We start from the raw sequence: 19,468 nt of genomic DNA on the forward strand, positions 1-19,468 counted from the left end.
TTAGATGACTAAGCTAAAAGGATTGCGTTGGTGGATTATTGTGTTAATTTTCCTAGCAACGGTTATTAATTATATCGATAGAACTGCATTTGCACTTTTATGGCCTGAAATGGGTAAGGATTTAGGGATGGATAACTCCGATTATGCTCTAATGCTTAACTTCTTTCTCGCTGCATATGCCATCGGTAAATTTGCTTCAGGAAAATTGTATGATGAAATAGGTACTCGCTTAGGATTTACAGTTTCTATTATTGTTTGGTCTGTAGCCTCTGTTTTTCACGCATTTGCAAGAGGACTTGTTAGTCTTTCAATTTTTAGAGTACTACTAGGTTTAGGAGAAGCAGGAAATTGGCCAGGAGCGGTGAAAAGTAATGGTGAATGGTTCCCTATAAAAGAACGTGCAATTGCTCAAGGTATTTTTAATGCCGGTGCTTCTATAGGAAATGTAATTGCGCCATTTATTATCATATTCTTATACACGCAATATGGTTGGAAAACCACTTATATCATCTTAGGGTTTGTTGGTATATTATGGGTAATTCCTTGGTTATTTATTAATAAAGCTAAACCAGAAAAACACCCATGGATTACAGATGAAGAAAGAGCACTAATCATAAAAGATAGAATAGAAAAAATCGATACAGAAAATGAAGTAAAGGAAAAAGGTTTAAGTATTGGCCAAATATTAAGCCATAAAGAATCTTGGGGTGTTCTATTCTGTAGGTTTTTCATAGAACCAATATGGTGGTTTTTTGTAGGATGGATGCCTATTTATTTAGGTGCAAAATTTGGATCTGACATTGAGGAAACCAAAAGTATTTGGATTTCTTATTTGATGGCTGCAGCAGGAAGTATAATTGGCGGTATGTTTACAAAAGCTTTAATGAAAAAATTCTCCGTAGATGCATCGAGAAAAATTACAATTGCACTAGGAGGTATTCTAATTTTAATAGCATTTGTATCCATCATCAACTTCGTTACAGAGGAAAACTTTATGATGTTCATATATCTTGCTGGATTAGCATTATTTGGATTTCAGTTTGCTATTGGAAACATACAAACAATTTCTAGTGACTTATTTAGAGGTCCTTCTGTTGGAACACTAGCAGGATTAGCAGGAACTGTAGCGGCGGTATCGCCAATGATTATGAACTGGTTTGTCGGTCAGATAACAACAAGTTCATATACCCCAGCATTTGTAGCAATATGTGTTTCTGTAATACTTGGGGTCTTATCTATTTTCTTGTTTATCAAAAAAATTGGACCTGTAAGAAAATAATACACCAGTATAGATTGGTGTAAAATAAAATTAATCAACTATCAATAATTTATAATTAATAAAAAGAAAAAATGAGTTTAAAAGGAAAAGTTGCCATTGTAACTGGTGCAACCGGTGGAATTGGTTTTGAAGTTGCTAAGAGATTAGGTAACGATGGATATACTGTAGTTTTAAATGGTATAGAAGATGATAAAGGAGCTGAAAGAATAAAAGAACTTACAGCCCAAGGAATAACTGCAGAGTATTATGGATTCGATGTTACAAACGAAGAAGCAGTTACTTCTAATATTGTAGCTATTGGAGAAAAATATGGTAAAATAGACCTACTGGTAAATAATGCTGGTGGATTAGGAGGAAGATCTAGATTTGAAGGTATGACAACAGAATTTTATAGATCTGTAATGGCCTTAAATTTGGATTCTACATTTTTTGCCTCTAGAGCTGCAATCCCATTTTTGAAAAAAGGAGAAAATTCTTCAATTATTAACTATACATCTAATGCAGGATGGACTGCAGGAGGTCCTGGTGCTGGAATTTATGGAACATCAAAAGCTGCTGTTAATGCAATTACAAGAGCTTTAGCAAAAGATTTAGCAGAATACGGAATTAGAGTAAATGCAGTATCGCCTGGTACGATTGACACTCCATTTCATGCTCAAATTAAATCTACTAAACCAGAAGTTTTTGCATCATGGAAAAACAACATTATGTTAGGTAGATTAGGACAACCAGAAGATGTTGCTTCTGTGGTTTCCTTCTTAGCAAGTGATGATGCTGCTTTCATAACGGCTGAAACTATCCAAATTGGTGGTGGACAAGCATTAGGTATTTAATAAAAAGAAAAATATAAAATGAAAAAAGTAGTAACCTTTGGAGAAGTTTTAATGCGTATAGCTCCTTTAGGGAACAAAAAATTAAAACAATCTAACCAATTAGAATACTACTTTGGTGGAACCGAAGCGAACGTAGCGATATCGCTCGCTCAATTCGGGAACAATACACAACATATTACAGCAGTATCCAACGATTTTGTTGGTGATGCAGCAAAGAGCTACTTGCAGAAACTGGGAGTAGATACTGGTTTGATTATTGACTCGCGTCATCCTCTGGGATTATACTTCCTGGAGGTTGGTGCAGTCATGCGATCAAGCACTATAGCATACAACAGATCTAATTCTGCTTTTTGCAACATAAATCCTGATGAAATTAATTGGGAAAAAGCCCTAGAAAATTGTGATTGGTTCCACTGGACAGGTATTACCCCTGCTTTATCCTTAAATGCATTTAAAGCACTAAAACAAGGACTAGAAATTGCTAATAAAAAAGGAATTACAATATCTGCTGATCCAGCATATAGAAGTGGTTTATGGAATTACGGTCATGAAGCAAAAGATATACTTAATGAATTAGTAGCGTTATCTAATATTTTTATCGGAGGTCCAAATGAAATTAATGAACTTCTAGACACTAGTTTCTCCTTTACTAATGAAGATTTTATTGAAGCCAGTAAAGCTTTATTACAAAAATATTCTAATATCAGAGGCGTGTTTGATAAAACAAGAGTTTCTCTTAATGCAAGCTGGCATAAGATAAAAGCTAGAATGTGGAATGGGCAAGAATTTTCGGAAACCAATGAATTAGAAATAACACACGTTGTTGATCGAATTGGTACTGGTGATGCTTATGCTGCAGGATTAATTCAAGGTCTATTGCACTATGATGATATAAAAGCATTACAATTTGCCAATGCATCTTGCGCTTTAAAGCATACTATAGAAGGTGATGCAAATCTAGTAACTGAGGCTGATGTCTTAAGTATCATTGAAGGTAATATATCTGGACGAATAAAAAGATAAAATGGCAAAATATACACGAATTGAAGTAGCACAAGTAATGGGAAACACAGGAGTTGTTCCCCTATTCTATCATAAAGATATTGATATTGTAAAAAAAGTGATCAAAGCTAGTTATGATGGAGGTGCACGAGTATTTGAATTTACCAATAGAGGTGATCACGCACAAGATATATTTACTGAAATATCCAAGTGGATTGAAAATGAATTACCTGGTATGATTCTAGGAATTGGATCTGTTGTTGATCCGGGTACGGCATCATTATTTATACAAAAAGGAGCAAATTTTATCGTATCCCCCATTTTAAATCCTGAAATAGCAAAAGTTTGTAATCGCAGAAAAATTGCATGGCTTCCAGGTTGTGCAACACTTACTGAAATAAATTATGCCGAGGAATTAGGAGCAGAAATCGTAAAAATATTTCCGGCAGCACAAATTGGTGGAGCTGATTTTGTCAAAGGAATAAAAGCGCCTTGTCCATGGACTAGTATAATGCCAAGTGGAGGAGTATCACCAGAAGAAAAAAACCTTACGGATTGGTTCAATGCAGGAGTGCACTGTGTAGGAATGGGATCTAAGCTCATTGCGAAGGATGAAAGTGGAAACTTTGATTATGATAAAATAACAGAATTAACTAAAAGTTCACTAAAGATTGTCAAAGATTTAAAGAGTAGCAATCATTAATTTTTCTGCATTTATCGATCTAAAGACTTATTTCGAATAACAAATTGTTAAGAAATAAAGCAAATCACATGATTTTCAATAAAAATTGTGTTAAATAAAAATAAATCTATATATTTGGTTAACCAATGTGGTTAACCAAATATAAATTTCACCCAATTATCAAAACAAGACAATTATGAAAAATTTATTACTTATCTGTATAATGTTTACGATGAGCTTCGCTTTTGCTCAAATTCCTTCGGGATCCGGAGTATATCTTAACAAACTAATTGTTAGTCCTAATGGAGATGATCTTACTAATGAGTATATCGAAATTCGCGGTACTCCTGATGCAGTTATACCATCTGATCTATATTTAATTAATGTTGAAGGTGATGGAGAAGCTAGTAGAGATGATTACGGAGAAGTTGGTGAAGTAATTCAACTAGGTGATGGAACAAGAACTTTTGGTTCTAATGGCTTTTTAGCGATTGTAGCCAACTATACGGATGAAAACACAAATGTGGTAACAACAAATCCATATACTAGTGTTATTGCAGCAGGAACAACCATAGTGACTATAGAACTTATTGGAAATGATGTTACAGGTTCTTCTAGTAGTAATGTTTCTTCATTCACACCAGATATCGGTTATGATGGAAATTTCGAAGATTGGAGTGCTACATATATGTTAGTACAAGCTCCAAGTGACCCAAGTGGTGTTGATATTGATGCAGATAATGATGGTGTTATTGATGCAACTGGAGATCATACAATGTGGACTCGTTATGATTCTGTAAGCTTTTTAGATGAAGATGATTTATTAGATTCAGGAGATAATGGTGAGTTTGGGTATGGACAAATCATAGTTGTTAGAGATTTAGCAGAAAACTCTAGTAATGGTATTTTCACTGACACAGGAGCAACTGTAATAGAAAACACAGGTAGTAATGTACATTTCTGGGGAAGACAAGGAACCTCTACAGGTTTTACTACATCGGATTGGATAGCTGCCTCATTTGATGGAACAGGTCCTAATTGGGAATTCTCAGGTAACACTGCAAGAGTATCTCCTGCAGAATTTGCAAGCTATATTATTCCTAGTGAAATATATGGAGCCCTAAATCCTACTGCTGCTACGCTATCTATTACAGAACAAGAATTAACCGACGATATTTCATTTTTCCCAAATCCAACTACTAACGTAATTAATGTAAGTTCTAAGAATGACATCATTTCATCTATTGAAGTTGTAGACGTGACTGGTAAAATATTAGTTCAAAAAGAAAATAATTTAGACGTTATTGATTTAACATCTTTCTCCACTGGATTATATTACATGAATATCTATGGTGATGGAGCTAAGATTACCAAAGCAATCGTTAAAAATTAAGAAATACTTTTTAAACAGTTTGATTTTAATTTGAGTTTAGATAATATCCTTGCATATTTTTGCAAGGATATTCCTATTAAAACCTAAATGTAATACCCCATAGATAATGAAACCTTTTACAATAATTTTTATTCTATTTATAAGTTTTGGTACTCAAGCTCAGGTAACATTAGATGCTGATGGTCCCGGCAACACCTATGAACTTATTAATAGCGTTTTTGCACCAACAAGCGGAAATGTCATAGAAGCACCCGGAATTACCGGTAGTACTTGCGATAACCATTCTACCTATTCTGGAACAGATGGAAATCGTCATATTGATGAAGTATTCAATACAGACTTAGGGGTTAATGTATTTAGATTTATCATGCATGTTAATGAAGATATTGATCGCGACAAATGTTCCACTACAGATCGCCAGCGCAATGAAATTAAAACTTACGCTCCTTCTCCTGATAATCTTAAAGGAGTAATAGGAGAAACTGTGGAATACAAATGGAAATTTAAAATAGATGCCAACTTTCAACCTTCCGGAAGTTTTACTCATTTTCATCAATTAAAATCTGTTGGAGCAGATTCTGCAGAAGAAAGTCAGCCGCTGATTACCTTAACTGCTAGAAAGGCAAGTCCGGATCGATTAGAATTAAGATATGCACCTACTACTTCACAATCTACCCTTACTACAGTCGATCTATCTGTATTAAAAGGAAATTGGGTTGAAGTTATTGAAACTGTTACCTATGGAGAAACTGGAAATGCTTCTTATAGCATTATCATCACTAATGTAGATTCGGGATCAGAAATATTAAACTACTCTTCAACTGAACTTAGAATGTGGAAGACAAATGCAGATTTCATTAGGCCAAAATGGGGAATATATAGAAGTTTAAATTCTGCCTCAGATTTAAGAGATGAAGAAGTATTGTATGCTAACTTTTCCGTAACTGAAAACCCTACGCTCTCTGTACCGACAATATCAGAAAAAGAATTGTTTGATGTATTTCCGAACCCAACTAAATCAGTCATAAATTTTAATTTTTTCGAGAACACAAATGACTACACAATATCAGTTATAAGTGGATCGGGAAAAATTGTCAAGAAACCACAAGAATTAAAAACTACTGATCAGTTAGATATTAGTGATCTTTCTAATGGAGTCTATTTTATAAAAATTATTGATAAGCAAACTAATACCTTTTCTATAAAGAAAATTGTAAAAATAGATTAATAGAAAGTTTAAAATAAAAAACAACATATTATGAAATTTGCTTTTGTACTATTTGCTCTTTTGACATACATTTCTTCTTATGCTCAGGTTTCTCTTACTGCTGATGGCCCAGGAAACACATATGAGCTTATTACTTCTAAATTGGCTCCAGGATATAATCCTATAGAAGCGCCAGGTATGGTAAGAAAAGATTGTGATAACCATCTTAATTATGGTGAGCACATTAGTGAAGTTTATGATGATGAACTCGCTAAGAATGTATTTAAATTTGTCATTCATGTTAAAGAAGACAATGACCGTTGCAAAACTTTTGATAGACAACGTAATGAAATAAAAAGCTATAAATCATCACCAGATAATCTAAAAGCTACGATTGGGGAAACTGTAGAGTACAAATGGAAATTCAAGATAGATAAAAACTTTAAGCCATCTAAGAACTTTACGCACCTCCATCAATTAAAATCTGTAGGAGAAACAGAAAAAGCAAAACCTATTATCACCCTTACAGCTAGAAAAGGAAGTGTTGATAAATTAGAGCTTAGACATTCTAGCGGAAAAGATCAAAATACACTTAAAAAAGTAGATTTGGACCTATTAAGAGGTAATTGGGTAATGGTTACAGAAAAAGTTACTTACGGAAACTTAGGTAAAACCTCTTACGATATATCTATCGCCAATATAAAAACAGGAAAAATAATTTTGGAATACCAGAGTACTAACCTACAAATATGGAATGCAGGTGCAGAATTCGTTAGACCAAAATGGGGAATCTATAGGAGTTTAAAAAACGCACAAAACCTTAGAGATGAAGAAGTACTATTTGCAGATTTTTCTATTAAAGAAAGTAAATAATTGACATTAGCAGAATTAATCACCTATAAAAATATTTTTTCGCTCTACAGATCAAAGACTCTACTTAAATTAAACCCAAAGAAAAAATCACCATCTCCCCAATCTCCAGATCCTTGACCTAAGAAACCATTTTCAAACATAGGTTGTGCATTTGTAAAATGAACCTGAAATACATGACCTCCTGTTTCTATATCAAAACCTATTGATAATGGATTTTTAAAAGTAGAAGTACTACTTCTATTAAAATGATATCCGTAATCTACATTAAGACTAAAACGTTTCGTTAATTTGTAACGACCTCCTACTCCCATAATAAACTGAGAATTATCCTGATCATCAAATCTAACAAAATTTTCATGTAAATAAGACGGTGCTAGTTCTAATGAAAGCCTTTTGCTAAACTTTCTAGAAATTAAAACTTGAGACACATAAGATAATCTATTATTAAATTCTAATTTAGGTAATTGATTTTTTTCTAAACCTGTATTAATCGTTAATAAATTATATCCAACAATAGTAAAAGGGAATCCGTTTTTTTTCTGTCTTGTTAATCTATACTTAATATGAGCTCCATAGGTTTTTTGAAAAGAGCTACGAGCGAAACCAACATTTAATCCATCAGTAATACCATAAATAAACTTAAGTTGAGTGACAGCCTGATCCAACCCGAAGAGATCATCAATACCATTTTCTACACTCCCGAAACGGTGAGCAACTACAAAAAATAGGCTTCGTTTATTAACCAATTTTGTGGATTCAAAATTCACAACCTTAAGTCCCTTAAAAGTAGATGTGACATAATTATCTTCCTGAACATCAGACTCTAACTCATTTAACAAGTCATCTTGAGCAAGTGTAATATATGGTAGTAAAAATAAAATGAATAAGAGTTTTCTCATGAACATGATTTTAAAATACTAATAAAAAGAAATTATTTAATAATTGATGCTTGGTCTAGCTTAACTACTTCCAGCAGTTCGTCATAACCGATGCACCTACCCTTTATGGTATATTTTGATTGTAAACTAGATCCGGCAATATTATGATCAACATCAAAAGTACAATATGCAGCTTCATTGAGCATTAAAGAATTATCTTCTATTTCGGTCACTTCTCCTTTAACAATAATTGTTTTATTTAAATACTTTTTAGAAGCCGTATCAGGACTTTCTGAAAATTCTCTTGCCAAATCAGTAGCATCAACTGTAAATTCAGCCTTTTCCTCCTGAATATCCCTATGAGATTGATACACATATTTATATCCAACAAAAGCCGTAATACCTAAAATTAAAATTACTATGAGCAGTTTTTTCATTGTGTATTTTCTGTTTAAACTTGTTTTAAAAGTATGAAAATTATCGACCTAATGAAACATATTTTTGCATATCAATTAAATTTGATCTAATTTTTACCTTCCAAAACTAGAACTCAATAGGCAATTTATGAAAATATATATTTCGAAATTTTTAATTTTTTGTGCAATTTTATTCAACATAAGTTGTGAAAATGATAGCGAAAAAGATTTAATAGATATTACTCCTGTTACTGTGGTGACTTATGACAATAATGTAAAATCTATTATTGACAATAACTGCACCTCTTGTCATACTGACCCACCGATTAACTTTGCTCCAATGCCACTTTTAACTTTTGATCAAGTAAAAGAAGCTGTAGATAATAGAGCATTACTTGATAGAGTTTCTTCAGAAGATATTAGTTTTTTGATGCCTTCTGGTGGACCTAGATTACCACAAGCTACCATCGATATTATATTACAATGGAATACTGATGGATTATTAGAACAATAAAACCGCATACCCATGAAAAATCTCTTATTCTTTTTGTTAATGCTTGTTTCAGGATCTATTCTTGCGCAAGGAAAATTTATTACCAAGAAAGGTACTATTAGTTTTGAAGCTTCTGTACCATCTTTCGAAGAAGTAAAAGCGAAAAACAGTACCGTAACTGCTATTTTAAATACAGATAATGGTGACTTTGCAGCTTTAGCCTTAATTAAAGGTTTCAGGTTTAAAAATGCTTTGATGGAAGAACATTTTAATGAAAACTATATTGAATCTGACGATTATCCGAAAGCTACTTTTAAAGGTAAACTTGTAGATTTTGATAACAGTAATATTCAAAATGAATACATGATTAAAGGAACATTATCATTACATGGAAAAACAAAAGAAATCGAGGTAAAATGCATAGTCAACAAAGATGGTGATGATACAATTTCTATCTCTTCATCCTTTGTTACAAAACCTGAAGAGTTCGATATTAAAATTCCAAGTATCGTTAGTAAAAAGATCGCTGATGATATTTCGGTATCACTAAATTTTATTTTAAAAAAGAAATAATTTTTAATATTTCACTTTTTTCAACTTGAAATATTCCTTTTTTAAATCTAATTTTTCCTTTTTAGTACTTTTTTATTGAAAGCATGTACCATAATCCTGTTTATTAGCACTAATAAACTGTTTGAATATTGTTCTATTTAATCATTAATATATATAACCAACAATTATGTAAATAACTATACAATCAACATATTTAGATTCAAACACACTAATTAGTTATTTAAAAATCATATTATTTTTTAATAACGCTCTAATTAAAACTCAACTCTCTGTGAAATCTCTTAAAACGTTGCTATATTTTTCCATTTTTAAATATCCTCTTTCGGCCGAAGAAGTTTATTTGTTTTCTGCTGCATCCGATCAAAATGAAATCAAAAACGAATTAGAATATCTCAAAAAAAAGGGAGTTATTTCTTATGACAACAGTTATTATTTTCTGGATGGAAACTTACAATCTGTTTCTCGACGTATAGAGGGAAATAAAATGGCCAAATCAGTTATGCAAAAAGCAATTAAAAAAGGTACTTTAATTGCTAAGTTCCCTTATGTAAAAGCTGTTGGTATTTCTGGTGCTTTGTCTAAAAATTATCATGATAAAGATGGTGATGTTGATTTTTTTGTGATTACAAAATCAGAACGGCTTTGGGTTTCAAGAACACTATTAATGTTGTACAAAAAAATATTCTTATTCAATTCCAGAAAGTTCTTTTGTATCAATTACTTTATATCTGAAAGTTCATTGGAAATATCAGAAAAAAACATATTTACAGCTACCGAATTATTAACTTTAATTCCGGTTTCTGGAGACTTCAGTAGTTTTTACAAACAAAATCAATGGGTTTCTAACTTTTTACCCAATTTAGAAATAGGTAAATCTTCCATAAAAAACTTAAAAAACAAACCCTTAATAACTAAAACAATAGAATTAATACTTAACACTAAAATCGGAAATAGTTTAGAACGTATTTTTCTAAAAATGACATTAAAAAAGTGGAATACTAAATTTAAAACTTTACGCAAAGATGATTTTGACATAGCAATGAAATCAACAGGTGGGGTATCCAAACATCATCCTAGAAATTTTCAGAAAAAGGTCATTGACAGGTTAAACAAACGGTACAATGAATTTCAATTAAAATATAATATCGAATTAGAAAAAGAGCATGCTTGATATATTGTTTTCACATTCTTATTACTACCCTTTAGATCTTAAACAATGGAAGAATCAAACACCTTATCCTCCATTAGGAACTATATACGCTGCTTCTTTAATGAGAGAAAAGGGTTTTATGGTTGATCTTTTTGACACCAACCTAAGAGACAATCCATATGATATTGAAAAAGAGATCATAAAAAAGAAACCTAAATATCTGGTACTATTTGATGATGGTTTTAATTACTTGACAAAAATGTGCTTAACCACTATGCGTGAAGCTGCTTTTGAAATGATGAGAATCGGAAAAAGTCATAATTGCACCATAATTGTCAACAGTTCTGACGCTACGGATCATTATCCTAAATATTTATACAATGGCGCCGATTATATTATCCAAGGAGAAGGAGAACTGGCTTTATTAGAACTCGTATCAGCTCTTAAAAATGACCAAGCAATAGACAAAATTAAAAGCCTTGTATATAAAAAAGCTGAAAACACTGTTACTAATCCTAAACGAGAAGTTTTAAAAAAACTAGATGAATTACCTATGCCTGCTTGGGATCTGGTGGACATTAATTCTTATAAAAAAGTATGGATCAATGGTGGAAAAGAATTTACTCTTAACCTTGCCACTACCAGAGGTTGTCCGTTTAAATGTAACTGGTGTGCTAAACCTATTTATGGTAATCGGTATAATACACACTCTCCAGAATATATTGTAAAACATATACAATATTTGCAAAAAAACTATGACGTGGAACGTTTCTGGATGTGTGATGATATTTTTGGTTTAACACCAGGATGGGTGCAAGATTTTAATTTAGAATTAAAAAACACAAATACTACACTAAAATATTACATACAAAGTAGAGTTGATTTATTACTTAAAGAAGATACTATCAATGCACTCGCAGAATCTGGTTTGCAAGAAGTTTGGGTCGGAGCAGAAAGTGGCTCTCAATCGATACTTGACGCGATGGATAAAGGAACTAAAGTAGAGGAAATATATAATGCTACAATTTTATTAAAGGAAAAAAATATTCGGGTAGCATTTTTTATTCAATTTGGCTATCTAGGTGAAACCAAAAATGATATTTCGAAAACTATAAAAATGATAAAAGAACTAGTTCCCGATGATTTAGGTATATCTGTTTCCTATCCACTTCCTGGTACTAAGTTTTATGATAAAGTAAAAGATGATCTTCGGTTTAAAGCAAATTGGACAGACTCGGATGATTTAGCCATGATGTTTAAGAGCACATATAATTCTAAATATTACAAAAAATTGCATAGGTACGTGCATAAGGAATATAGAAAAAGTCAGGGATTACAGTTCTTAAAAACGATATTAAAAAGTCCTTCTAAACTTTCTACAAATGCGCTAAAAAGAATATCATATTTATTGTACTACTTTCCAAGTGCATATATGGATGCACAAATTTTAAAAAGAATGGAACATCTCAATGAATGAAAGTTTCGACATAGCGGCAGTAACTTATGATAGTACTTTTACTAACAGCAAAATTGGTGAACTCCAAAGAAACCTTGTACACGAGCATTTAATAAAAATACTACCAATCAATCAAAAATTGGATATTCTTGAAATTAATTGTGGAACAGGTCATGATGGCATATGGTTAGCTAACCGAGGTCATCGTGTTATTGCTACGGATATATCCTTAGAAATGATTTCGATAGCTCGATCAAAACAACAGAATAACAATAGTAATGTAAAGTTTGAGCAATTAGATATTAACAAACTAGAAACTTTTAGTTATGAACATTCTTTCGATTTGATATTTTCAGATTTTGGAGGATTAAATTGTCTTTCTCCGAATCAATTAACTCAATTTTTTATTACCGCTGAGAAAAAGTTAAAACCAAACGGCCAGATTATTGGAGTTATTATGCCCAAGCATTGTATTGTAGAAAACAGTTATTTTATAATAAAAGGAGATTTAAAAAAAGCTTTTAGGAGAAACACCAATAATGCGGTAATGGCAAATGTAGATGGAACCGATGTCGCAACTTGGTACTATGATCCAAAAAATATAAAAAAAACAACTAGGAACTTATTCTCCATTGACAAAGTAGCTCCTATTGGATTTTGTATTCCTCCTTCCTATTTAGAGCCTTTTTTTAAAAACAAATTAAGAATTTTAAGAGTTTTAAAAAATCTTGATATATTTTTTAATCGTTTTTCATTTCTATCAAAATATAGTGATCACTATTTAATCTCTCTATCTAAAAAATGAGCATTGTTCTTACCCACGCATATTATCTTAGTACTGATCCTAAAGAGCAAAGGATTATGAAACCTTATCCTCCTTTGGGACAACTTTATATTTCTGGGTATTTAAAGGAACAAGGTTTAGAAAATTATGTTTTTGACACTACTTTTAGCTCTAAAAAAGAACAATTGAGTTTTATAGCATCTAAAAAACCAGATGTAGTAGCTATATATGCGAACTTAATGACTAAAGTAGAAGTCATTAAACTTATCCAAATTCTGACAACAGAAGCTACCTATGGTTTTCCAAAAATAGTACTAGGAGGTCCCGATGTAACATACAATACTGAAAATTACTTAAGATCTGGCGCTCAATATATCGTAATTGGTGAAGGAGAAGAAACTTTATATGAACTTCATCAAGCAATTAAAGAAAAAACTGATATAAAAGCTGTTCCAGGAATTGCATATTTAGATAATAACAAAGTAATAAAAACTACTGCCAGAATAAAAATGAAAGATTTATCGTTGCTTCCACTCCCGAATCGAGAAGCTATCGATATGCAAAAATATCTTGATACTTGGAAAAACAACCATGGGCAAAGTTCTATGACCATTAGTACTCAGCGTGGTTGCCCATATACCTGTAAATGGTGTAGTACAGCAGTTTACGGACAGAGTTATCGTAGAAGACCCGCTAGTCTTGTAGCACAAGAATTAGCGATGCTTAAAAGAGAATACAATCCTGATACCATTTGGTTTGTAGATGATGTATTTACAGTAAGTCATAAATGGTTAGCTGAATTTCATAAAGAAGTGATACAACAAGATGCTGTTATTCCTTTTGAGTGTATTACCCGTGCAGAACGATTAAATGATGAAGTTTTACAACAGTTAAAAGAAGCCGGTTGTTATCGGATATGGATTGGAGCAGAAAGTGGTTCACAAAAAATAGTGGATGCAATGGATAGACGAGTAAAAGTTGAAACCGTAAGAGAAGCCATCCAGAAAACGAACCAATTAGGTATCGAAACAGGAACTTTTATCATGGTAGGATACCCTGGTGAAGATGAAAAAGATATTGCAGAAACCATACATCATCTAAAAGTAGCAAATCCTACTCATTTTACTATCACTGTTGCTTATCCCATAAAAGGGACTTCTTTATATAATGAAATTGAAAACGATATTACAGTACAACCAGATTGGAATACCTCAACAGATAGAGATATTGATTTTAAAAGAACGTATCATCGTAAATTCTATGATTTTGCTGTAAGAAGAATTGTTAACGAAGTAAACTATTTTAAAAACAAGAACAACATAACAGAAAAATTAAAATTAAAAGTAAAATCGATCGCCGCTTTACTACTAATGAAGTATTATAAATTGAGATAGCATTCTTTATTTAAAAATGGACGATATATGATTAGTGTTGTGATACCAACCAGAAATAGATTAGAATCTTTAAACAGAGTATTAAATTCTTTATATAATCAGACTCTAAAACCTAAAGAGATTATCATTATTGATTCCAGTGATCAAGTTTTTACTGCTAAAGATCTTATTAAATCTCCTAATACTATTAATTTAGTTTTAAAACGATCTACTCCTTCTGTCTGTCAACAAAGAAACATTGGTATTAAATTAAGTTCTAATCCTTTTATTTTATTATGTGACGATGATTTAGTTTTCGAAGAAGAATATATAGTAACATTATATGAATATTTAAAAAAAAATCCTTCTAAAAATGCCGCTAGCGGAATAATTTTAGAAAAAAACACAAAAGATGAATGGGCATACGCCAATGAAATTTCTAACATCAAATTATTTTATAATTGGTTTTTTGGACTTTCCATCTTTTCTGACTTATCTAAAAAGAGAAAAGGTAATATTCTCATTAATCGAATAAAAACTAAATTATACAATAGAGGAAATCAAATCTCAAAAGCAGGTTGGCCTATTTTTGTTACTTGGAATAAGGATGAAAATGATTTTCCTTTTTTTTCATTAATGGGTGCTATGATAAAAAAGCCAGAAAAAGAATTATTTGATCCTATTTTTGTTTTTAATGGCATTGGAGATAATTATGATGCTTGTATTAAATTAGGTTTCGATATTACTATCCTAAAAAAGGTTAAAGCTTTTCATTACAAAGAAATAACGAATCGAATCAATCCAAAAGAGGCTTACTATTACCGAACTTCTGCATTACATTATATACTACTTAACAATTCTAATTTCTCTAGTTCAAATCGTTTATTTTTACTTTGGTCCCTGATTGGAGTTTTAATTGCAAACTTTCTTAAAATGGATACAGAAATGATAAAATATAATCTGATATTAATCTTCAGGATATTATTTAAAAAAAATCTATATCAACAAGAAACCCTTAATAGTATCAGTACATAACAATAATTAAAACATTTGATTTCAAATTTTGAAAAAATTAATTGAACATATAAAATATCTAATTCCTCAATCTAAAAGGAAAAGACTTCCCTTTTTCTTTTCTATTTCAATTGTCAATTCAATTTTAGACTTCATTTCCATCGCGTTTTTAACACCATTTATTCTATTAATAATTGATAAACAGAAAGTAGATGATTTTTTGGTTTCCCATTTTGGTATTACTTATCAAGAAAAGCATATACTATATGCCCTTATAACTCTAATAGTTTTTTATTTACTAAAAAATTTACTCCAAACTAAAATTGTATCCCAACAATCAAAATACCTCTACTCTATTGGTACTTTGTTATCTAAGAAACTAGTATCCAATTTTACCTATGGAAACTATGAAAAATATTACCTCATCGATAAAGGACAATTAATCAGAGATTTTCATAAACTTCCAACTATTTTCGTAACTAATATTCTTATCCCAATTTACCACTTGACGTCTGAAATAATTATATTATCTATGATTATGATAGCAGGGTTTATTCTCAATCCTTTGGCAACCATTTTTTCTATAGTTTTTGTCTCTATTTCTGCACTATTACTACTGTTTTTACGGAAAGGGAAAACACAACATTTTAATGAAATTATTTCTAAATCGTATAGAGATACCTTAAATAATTTAATGAATATCTTAAACGGAATCATCGAAATAAAAAGTTCTAAATCAGAAAGCGATTTCATTAATCGATTTGGCAAATCCTATGAGGAACAAAATGATACGCTAGCATCATTAAGTACTTTTAAACAAAATAATGTACGATATCTCGAAGTAATGACAATTGTTTTTATTTCATTTTCTATTGCTTTCATATTATTAAACTCAAGTTCAATGAAAGATTTGGTACTACTTTCATTTTATGGTAGTGCTGTTATTAAAATTATTCCGTCATTCAATAAAATCATTAATGCATACATAGATTTAAAAAGTAACAAACATGCGGTTGATATTTTAGCATCTTACAAATTTGATCAACCAAATGAACTAAATGACAATCCATTCGAAAATTCTTTACGATTAGAAAACATTAATTTTAATTACCCTAATAATGATTTAATTATATCTAATTGTAGCTTAGAAATAAAGAAAGGGGATTTTATCGGAATTATGGGTAAATCTGGTTGCGGAAAAACAACCTTACTACATATTATCTGTAGAATGCTTCCATTTAAATCAGGTAAGATTGTATTAGATGAAAATGCTATTACAAATACAGCATCGTTTCCTTTTGTATATATGTTATCACAACATTCATTTATTTTTCAAGGAACATTGATTGAAAATATAACAATGAATAAAACAGAAGATATTGATTATAACTACATAAATCACCTCTTTGATAGTTTTGATTTAAAAGATTGGCTATTAAATTTAGATGAAGGTTTTGACACTGTATTAAACATTGATAGTAAAAGTATTTCTGGCGGACAAAAACAACGTTTAGCTTTAATAAGAGCCTTGTACACAAGACCAAAAATTCTATTACTTGATGAAGCTACCAATCAATTAAATGAAGATTTAGAGATAAAAATCATGACATATTTAAAAAATGAAACAACAAAAAATGAATTATCAATAGTTGCTGTTTTTCATAATAAAGACCTCTCTAAATTTGCCGAAAAACATTATACATTTCGCAACAGCAATCTCATAAAGGGATGAAAAAAAAGTTGTTACTTATTACGCCACTATTTCCAGGAAACAAAGATGAGGATACTATTGTACCTTTTATTTATCAATTCTGTAATTATTTAGATACTAATTACAATGATCTAGAAATAGATGTAATTACACTCCGATATCCTATTAAAAAAAAGGAATACAATATTAACTCTATTAAGATATATGCAATAGGAGGAGGATTTAAAACCAAATTGAATAGCATTTTAGTGATTAGTAAAGCATTTATCAAAGCTCTTAAACTTTTTCGTAGAAATGATTATGATGGAATATTATCTTTCTGGTATAGTGACACTGCTATCCTCGGTAAATTACTTAAGTTTATTTTTAGGGTTAAGCATTTTACTTGGTTGCAAGGACAAGATGTAAAAGCAAATAACAAATATTTTAAACTCTTCAGACCATCCGCAGATCAATTGATTGTCGTCGGAAAAAACCATCAAAAAGTTTTAAAAAAACATTGGGGTATTACTGCTAAAAAAATTGCTAATGTAGCTGTAGACACCAATACCTTTCCGGAACTTAATACTGGAACAAGAACCATTGATATTATTGGTGTAGGAAATCTGGGCGCATTAAAAAACTATTCATTTTTTATTGAAATCATTTTCGAGTTAAAAAAGATATTGAACACTATAAATGTTGTTATCTGTGGAGATGGAGAAGAAAAAGAAATTCTCACTGCCAAAATCGACACACTAGGATTAAGAGAAAATATTACATTAATGGGGTATGTACCCAATAATGAGGTTCGAAATCTTTTAAATAATAGTAAACTGTTATTACATACGTCACAATTCGAAGGTAATTCCATGGTTGTTCAAGAAGCTCTGTATAGTGGCTGCAAAGTAATTAGTACATTCCCGTTATCAGAAAACATAACGAACTTTTTCTATGAAGACAATAAAGTAGACTTAATTAAAACATCAACGGGTTTATTGAATAAAAAACAAGAAATTCAACGGGTTAGGCATTTTAAAATAGAAGAGACTGCTGCTGTAATCTATTCTTGTTTTTTTGATTCTAAATAATGAAAAGTTTGATAAATATCTTCAGCTATTGCTTTATGAGTCAATTTATCTTCTACACATTGCAACAATTCTGATTGTTTTTTAGAATAATCTATAGTTTTTGTTTCACAAAATGCATTAAATAGTTGTTCTCCATTACCTGGTTCAAACAATAAAGCACAGGCTCCATTATTAGTCATATAATTAAAAGACGGAATACTAGTTACAATCGGAACACAACCACAGGTCATTGCCTCTGCAAGTGCAAATCCACTACCCTCATAATGAGATCCCAAAACAAAATACTCATGAGTTTGATATAATAACTCGATTTCTTTTCTATCTAATTTCCCTATAGTATTAACTGCTTGTTTTAAAGGTGTACTTGAGCTTAACAATTCATTTACTTCTTCTAATAATTCAAATTCATTATATACCATCGTTAATGTAGCCAAGGGTTCTTTAATCAGGTATTTTTGAAAAGTATTCAAAACAGTAATTGGGTCTTTATTCTGATCCAATCTCCCGACCCATAAAAAAGATTCTTTTTTTCTATTAACCGTTGGATTAAATTTAAAATCTGTAGCACCTTCCATTACTTCGAAAACTTTATTATTATCAAAAACTCCAGATTCTACCCAATTTTTGGCATTTTCTTTTCCTGTAAAAAGATATCCGTCAATATATTTATCAGCCCAAGTATATATTAATTTCTTTAAACCTTTGGGTGCTTCGGCATATCCTTGAACTTGAACCAAAATTATTGATTTCTTACGTAATTGTTTCCGAAGAAAATAACTATACCTCCCATATCCCATTCCATGTATTAAAATATAATCTGGCGATAGCTTTTTAATAAAATTGTGATACACAAAAGGAATACTATATTTTTTTATTTTCCTTCCTTTATAGAATAGATAATGCACTCCTTCTTTTCTCATAGAAAAATTAATGCCAATTCTATTCAATGAAATTGTTTGTGTTTTATCCTTCAAATATGGAAGATATCCTAAACTATAATTAAACTTTTTAATTAATAAATCTGGTTTCTTTGTCTTCTCAGAGTAATAATTTAAATCTAGAAAAACCTTATTCATACACAAAAACTAAAAATTTAATCATAACGAAATCTTACTTTACTATAATCTATGATTACTAAATACTTTTTTTAAAATCACTAGATATTAAAGATTATGACTAAATTTAATTAAATATCTAATAATAAACTCTTAAGACTTATATTAAATTCTATTAGTTGTTTTTTACAAAATCAACAATTGTTTGACAAATAATTCCTCTTAG

The 19,468-nt window shown here is 30.8% G+C and carries 19 protein-coding genes; 16 read left to right on the forward strand and 3 right to left on the reverse strand.

Annotated features, from left to right (window positions below):
* The first annotated feature begins 4 nt into the window (after positions 1 to 4).
* From NMK29_RS12895 to NMK29_RS12925, 7 genes are all read left to right on the forward strand, one after another.
* Positions 5 to 1,279: an MFS transporter gene (locus NMK29_RS12895; protein ID WP_108803828.1), complete on the forward strand. Its 1,275-nt coding sequence runs from the start codon at positions 5 to 7 to the stop codon at positions 1,277 to 1,279.
* Between the two features lie 71 nt (positions 1,280 to 1,350).
* The gene (locus NMK29_RS12900) at positions 1,351 to 2,112 is read left to right on the forward strand and encodes an SDR family NAD(P)-dependent oxidoreductase (RefSeq protein WP_108803827.1); all 762 of its coding nucleotides are present in this window, start codon (positions 1,351 to 1,353) and stop codon (positions 2,110 to 2,112) included.
* Between the two features lie 18 nt (positions 2,113 to 2,130).
* Positions 2,131 to 3,135 (forward strand): sugar kinase, encoded by a 1,005-nt coding sequence (locus NMK29_RS12905; protein ID WP_108803826.1) that lies wholly within the window; start codon positions 2,131 to 2,133, stop codon positions 3,133 to 3,135.
* A 1-nt stretch (position 3,136) separates the two neighbouring features.
* A complete protein-coding gene (locus NMK29_RS12910; RefSeq protein ID WP_108803825.1) occupies positions 3,137 to 3,817 on the forward strand; it encodes a bifunctional 4-hydroxy-2-oxoglutarate aldolase/2-dehydro-3-deoxy-phosphogluconate aldolase in 681 nt (226 codons plus the stop codon).
* 175 nt (positions 3,818 to 3,992) lie between these two features.
* On the forward strand, positions 3,993 to 5,189 hold the full coding sequence (locus NMK29_RS12915; RefSeq protein WP_108803824.1) for a T9SS type A sorting domain-containing protein: 1,197 nt from the start codon (positions 3,993 to 3,995) through the stop codon (positions 5,187 to 5,189).
* A 106-nt stretch (positions 5,190 to 5,295) separates the two neighbouring features.
* On the forward strand, positions 5,296 to 6,417 hold the full coding sequence (locus NMK29_RS12920; RefSeq protein WP_108803823.1) for a T9SS type A sorting domain-containing protein: 1,122 nt from the start codon (positions 5,296 to 5,298) through the stop codon (positions 6,415 to 6,417).
* A 30-nt stretch (positions 6,418 to 6,447) separates the two neighbouring features.
* Positions 6,448 to 7,269: a heparin lyase I family protein gene (locus NMK29_RS12925; protein ID WP_108803822.1), complete on the forward strand. Its 822-nt coding sequence runs from the start codon at positions 6,448 to 6,450 to the stop codon at positions 7,267 to 7,269.
* Between the two features lie 44 nt (positions 7,270 to 7,313).
* Here the strand turns inward: NMK29_RS12925 and NMK29_RS12930 are convergent, their stop codons facing one another.
* Positions 7,314 to 8,168, reverse strand: a complete 855-nt coding sequence (locus NMK29_RS12930; RefSeq protein WP_108803821.1) for a DUF5777 family beta-barrel protein — start codon at positions 8,166 to 8,168, stop codon at positions 7,314 to 7,316.
* A gap of 32 nt (positions 8,169 to 8,200) precedes the next feature.
* Positions 8,201 to 8,584, reverse strand: coding sequence for a hypothetical protein (locus NMK29_RS12935; protein ID WP_108803820.1), 384 nt, complete (start codon positions 8,582 to 8,584; stop codon positions 8,201 to 8,203).
* A gap of 127 nt (positions 8,585 to 8,711) precedes the next feature.
* On the opposite strand from NMK29_RS12935, the gene NMK29_RS12940 reads away from it, so the two are divergent.
* The 9 genes from NMK29_RS12940 to NMK29_RS12980 all read left to right on the forward strand — a co-directional run bounded on the left by NMK29_RS12940 (position 8,712) and on the right by NMK29_RS12980 (position 18,187).
* Positions 8,712 to 9,077, forward strand: a complete 366-nt coding sequence (locus NMK29_RS12940) for a hypothetical protein (RefSeq protein ID WP_108803819.1) — start codon at positions 8,712 to 8,714, stop codon at positions 9,075 to 9,077.
* 12 nt (positions 9,078 to 9,089) lie between these two features.
* Positions 9,090 to 9,629, forward strand: coding sequence for a YceI family protein (locus tag NMK29_RS12945; protein WP_108803818.1), 540 nt, complete (start codon positions 9,090 to 9,092; stop codon positions 9,627 to 9,629).
* A 271-nt stretch (positions 9,630 to 9,900) separates the two neighbouring features.
* Entirely contained in the window at positions 9,901 to 10,800 is a 900-nt protein-coding gene (locus NMK29_RS12950; protein WP_108803817.1) for a nucleotidyltransferase, read from the forward strand.
* Complete coding sequence (locus tag NMK29_RS12955) at positions 10,793 to 12,256, forward strand: radical SAM protein (RefSeq protein ID WP_108803816.1); 1,464 nt, start codon at positions 10,793 to 10,795, stop codon at positions 12,254 to 12,256. Before NMK29_RS12950 ends, NMK29_RS12955 begins: the two co-directional genes overlap by 8 nt.
* Complete coding sequence (locus NMK29_RS12960; protein ID WP_108803815.1) at positions 12,249 to 13,040, forward strand: class I SAM-dependent methyltransferase; 792 nt, start codon at positions 12,249 to 12,251, stop codon at positions 13,038 to 13,040. The genes NMK29_RS12955 and NMK29_RS12960 overlap by 8 nt, the downstream gene beginning before the upstream one ends.
* Positions 13,037 to 14,413 (forward strand): B12-binding domain-containing radical SAM protein, encoded by a 1,377-nt coding sequence (locus tag NMK29_RS12965; RefSeq protein ID WP_108803814.1) that lies wholly within the window; start codon positions 13,037 to 13,039, stop codon positions 14,411 to 14,413. The genes NMK29_RS12960 and NMK29_RS12965 overlap by 4 nt, the downstream gene beginning before the upstream one ends.
* Positions 14,414 to 14,440: 27 nt before the next feature.
* A complete protein-coding gene (locus tag NMK29_RS12970) occupies positions 14,441 to 15,427 on the forward strand; it encodes a glycosyltransferase family A protein (RefSeq protein WP_108803813.1) in 987 nt (328 codons plus the stop codon).
* 28 nt (positions 15,428 to 15,455) lie between these two features.
* Complete coding sequence (locus tag NMK29_RS12975) at positions 15,456 to 17,138, forward strand: ABC transporter ATP-binding protein (RefSeq protein WP_108803812.1); 1,683 nt, start codon at positions 15,456 to 15,458, stop codon at positions 17,136 to 17,138.
* The gene (locus NMK29_RS12980) at positions 17,135 to 18,187 is read left to right on the forward strand and encodes a glycosyltransferase (protein WP_108803811.1); all 1,053 of its coding nucleotides are present in this window, start codon (positions 17,135 to 17,137) and stop codon (positions 18,185 to 18,187) included. The genes NMK29_RS12975 and NMK29_RS12980 overlap by 4 nt, the downstream gene beginning before the upstream one ends.
* Here the strand turns inward: NMK29_RS12980 and NMK29_RS12985 are convergent.
* Complete coding sequence (locus tag NMK29_RS12985) at positions 18,160 to 19,263, reverse strand: glycosyltransferase family 4 protein (protein ID WP_108803810.1); 1,104 nt, start codon at positions 19,261 to 19,263, stop codon at positions 18,160 to 18,162. The two genes, NMK29_RS12980 and NMK29_RS12985, sit on opposite strands and share 28 nt — an antisense overlap.
* Positions 19,264 to 19,468 lie beyond the last annotated feature (205 nt).

The sequence above is a fragment of the Aquimarina sp. Aq107 genome (genome assembly GCF_943733665.1).
GTDB lineage: Bacteria > Bacteroidota > Bacteroidia > Flavobacteriales > Flavobacteriaceae > Aquimarina.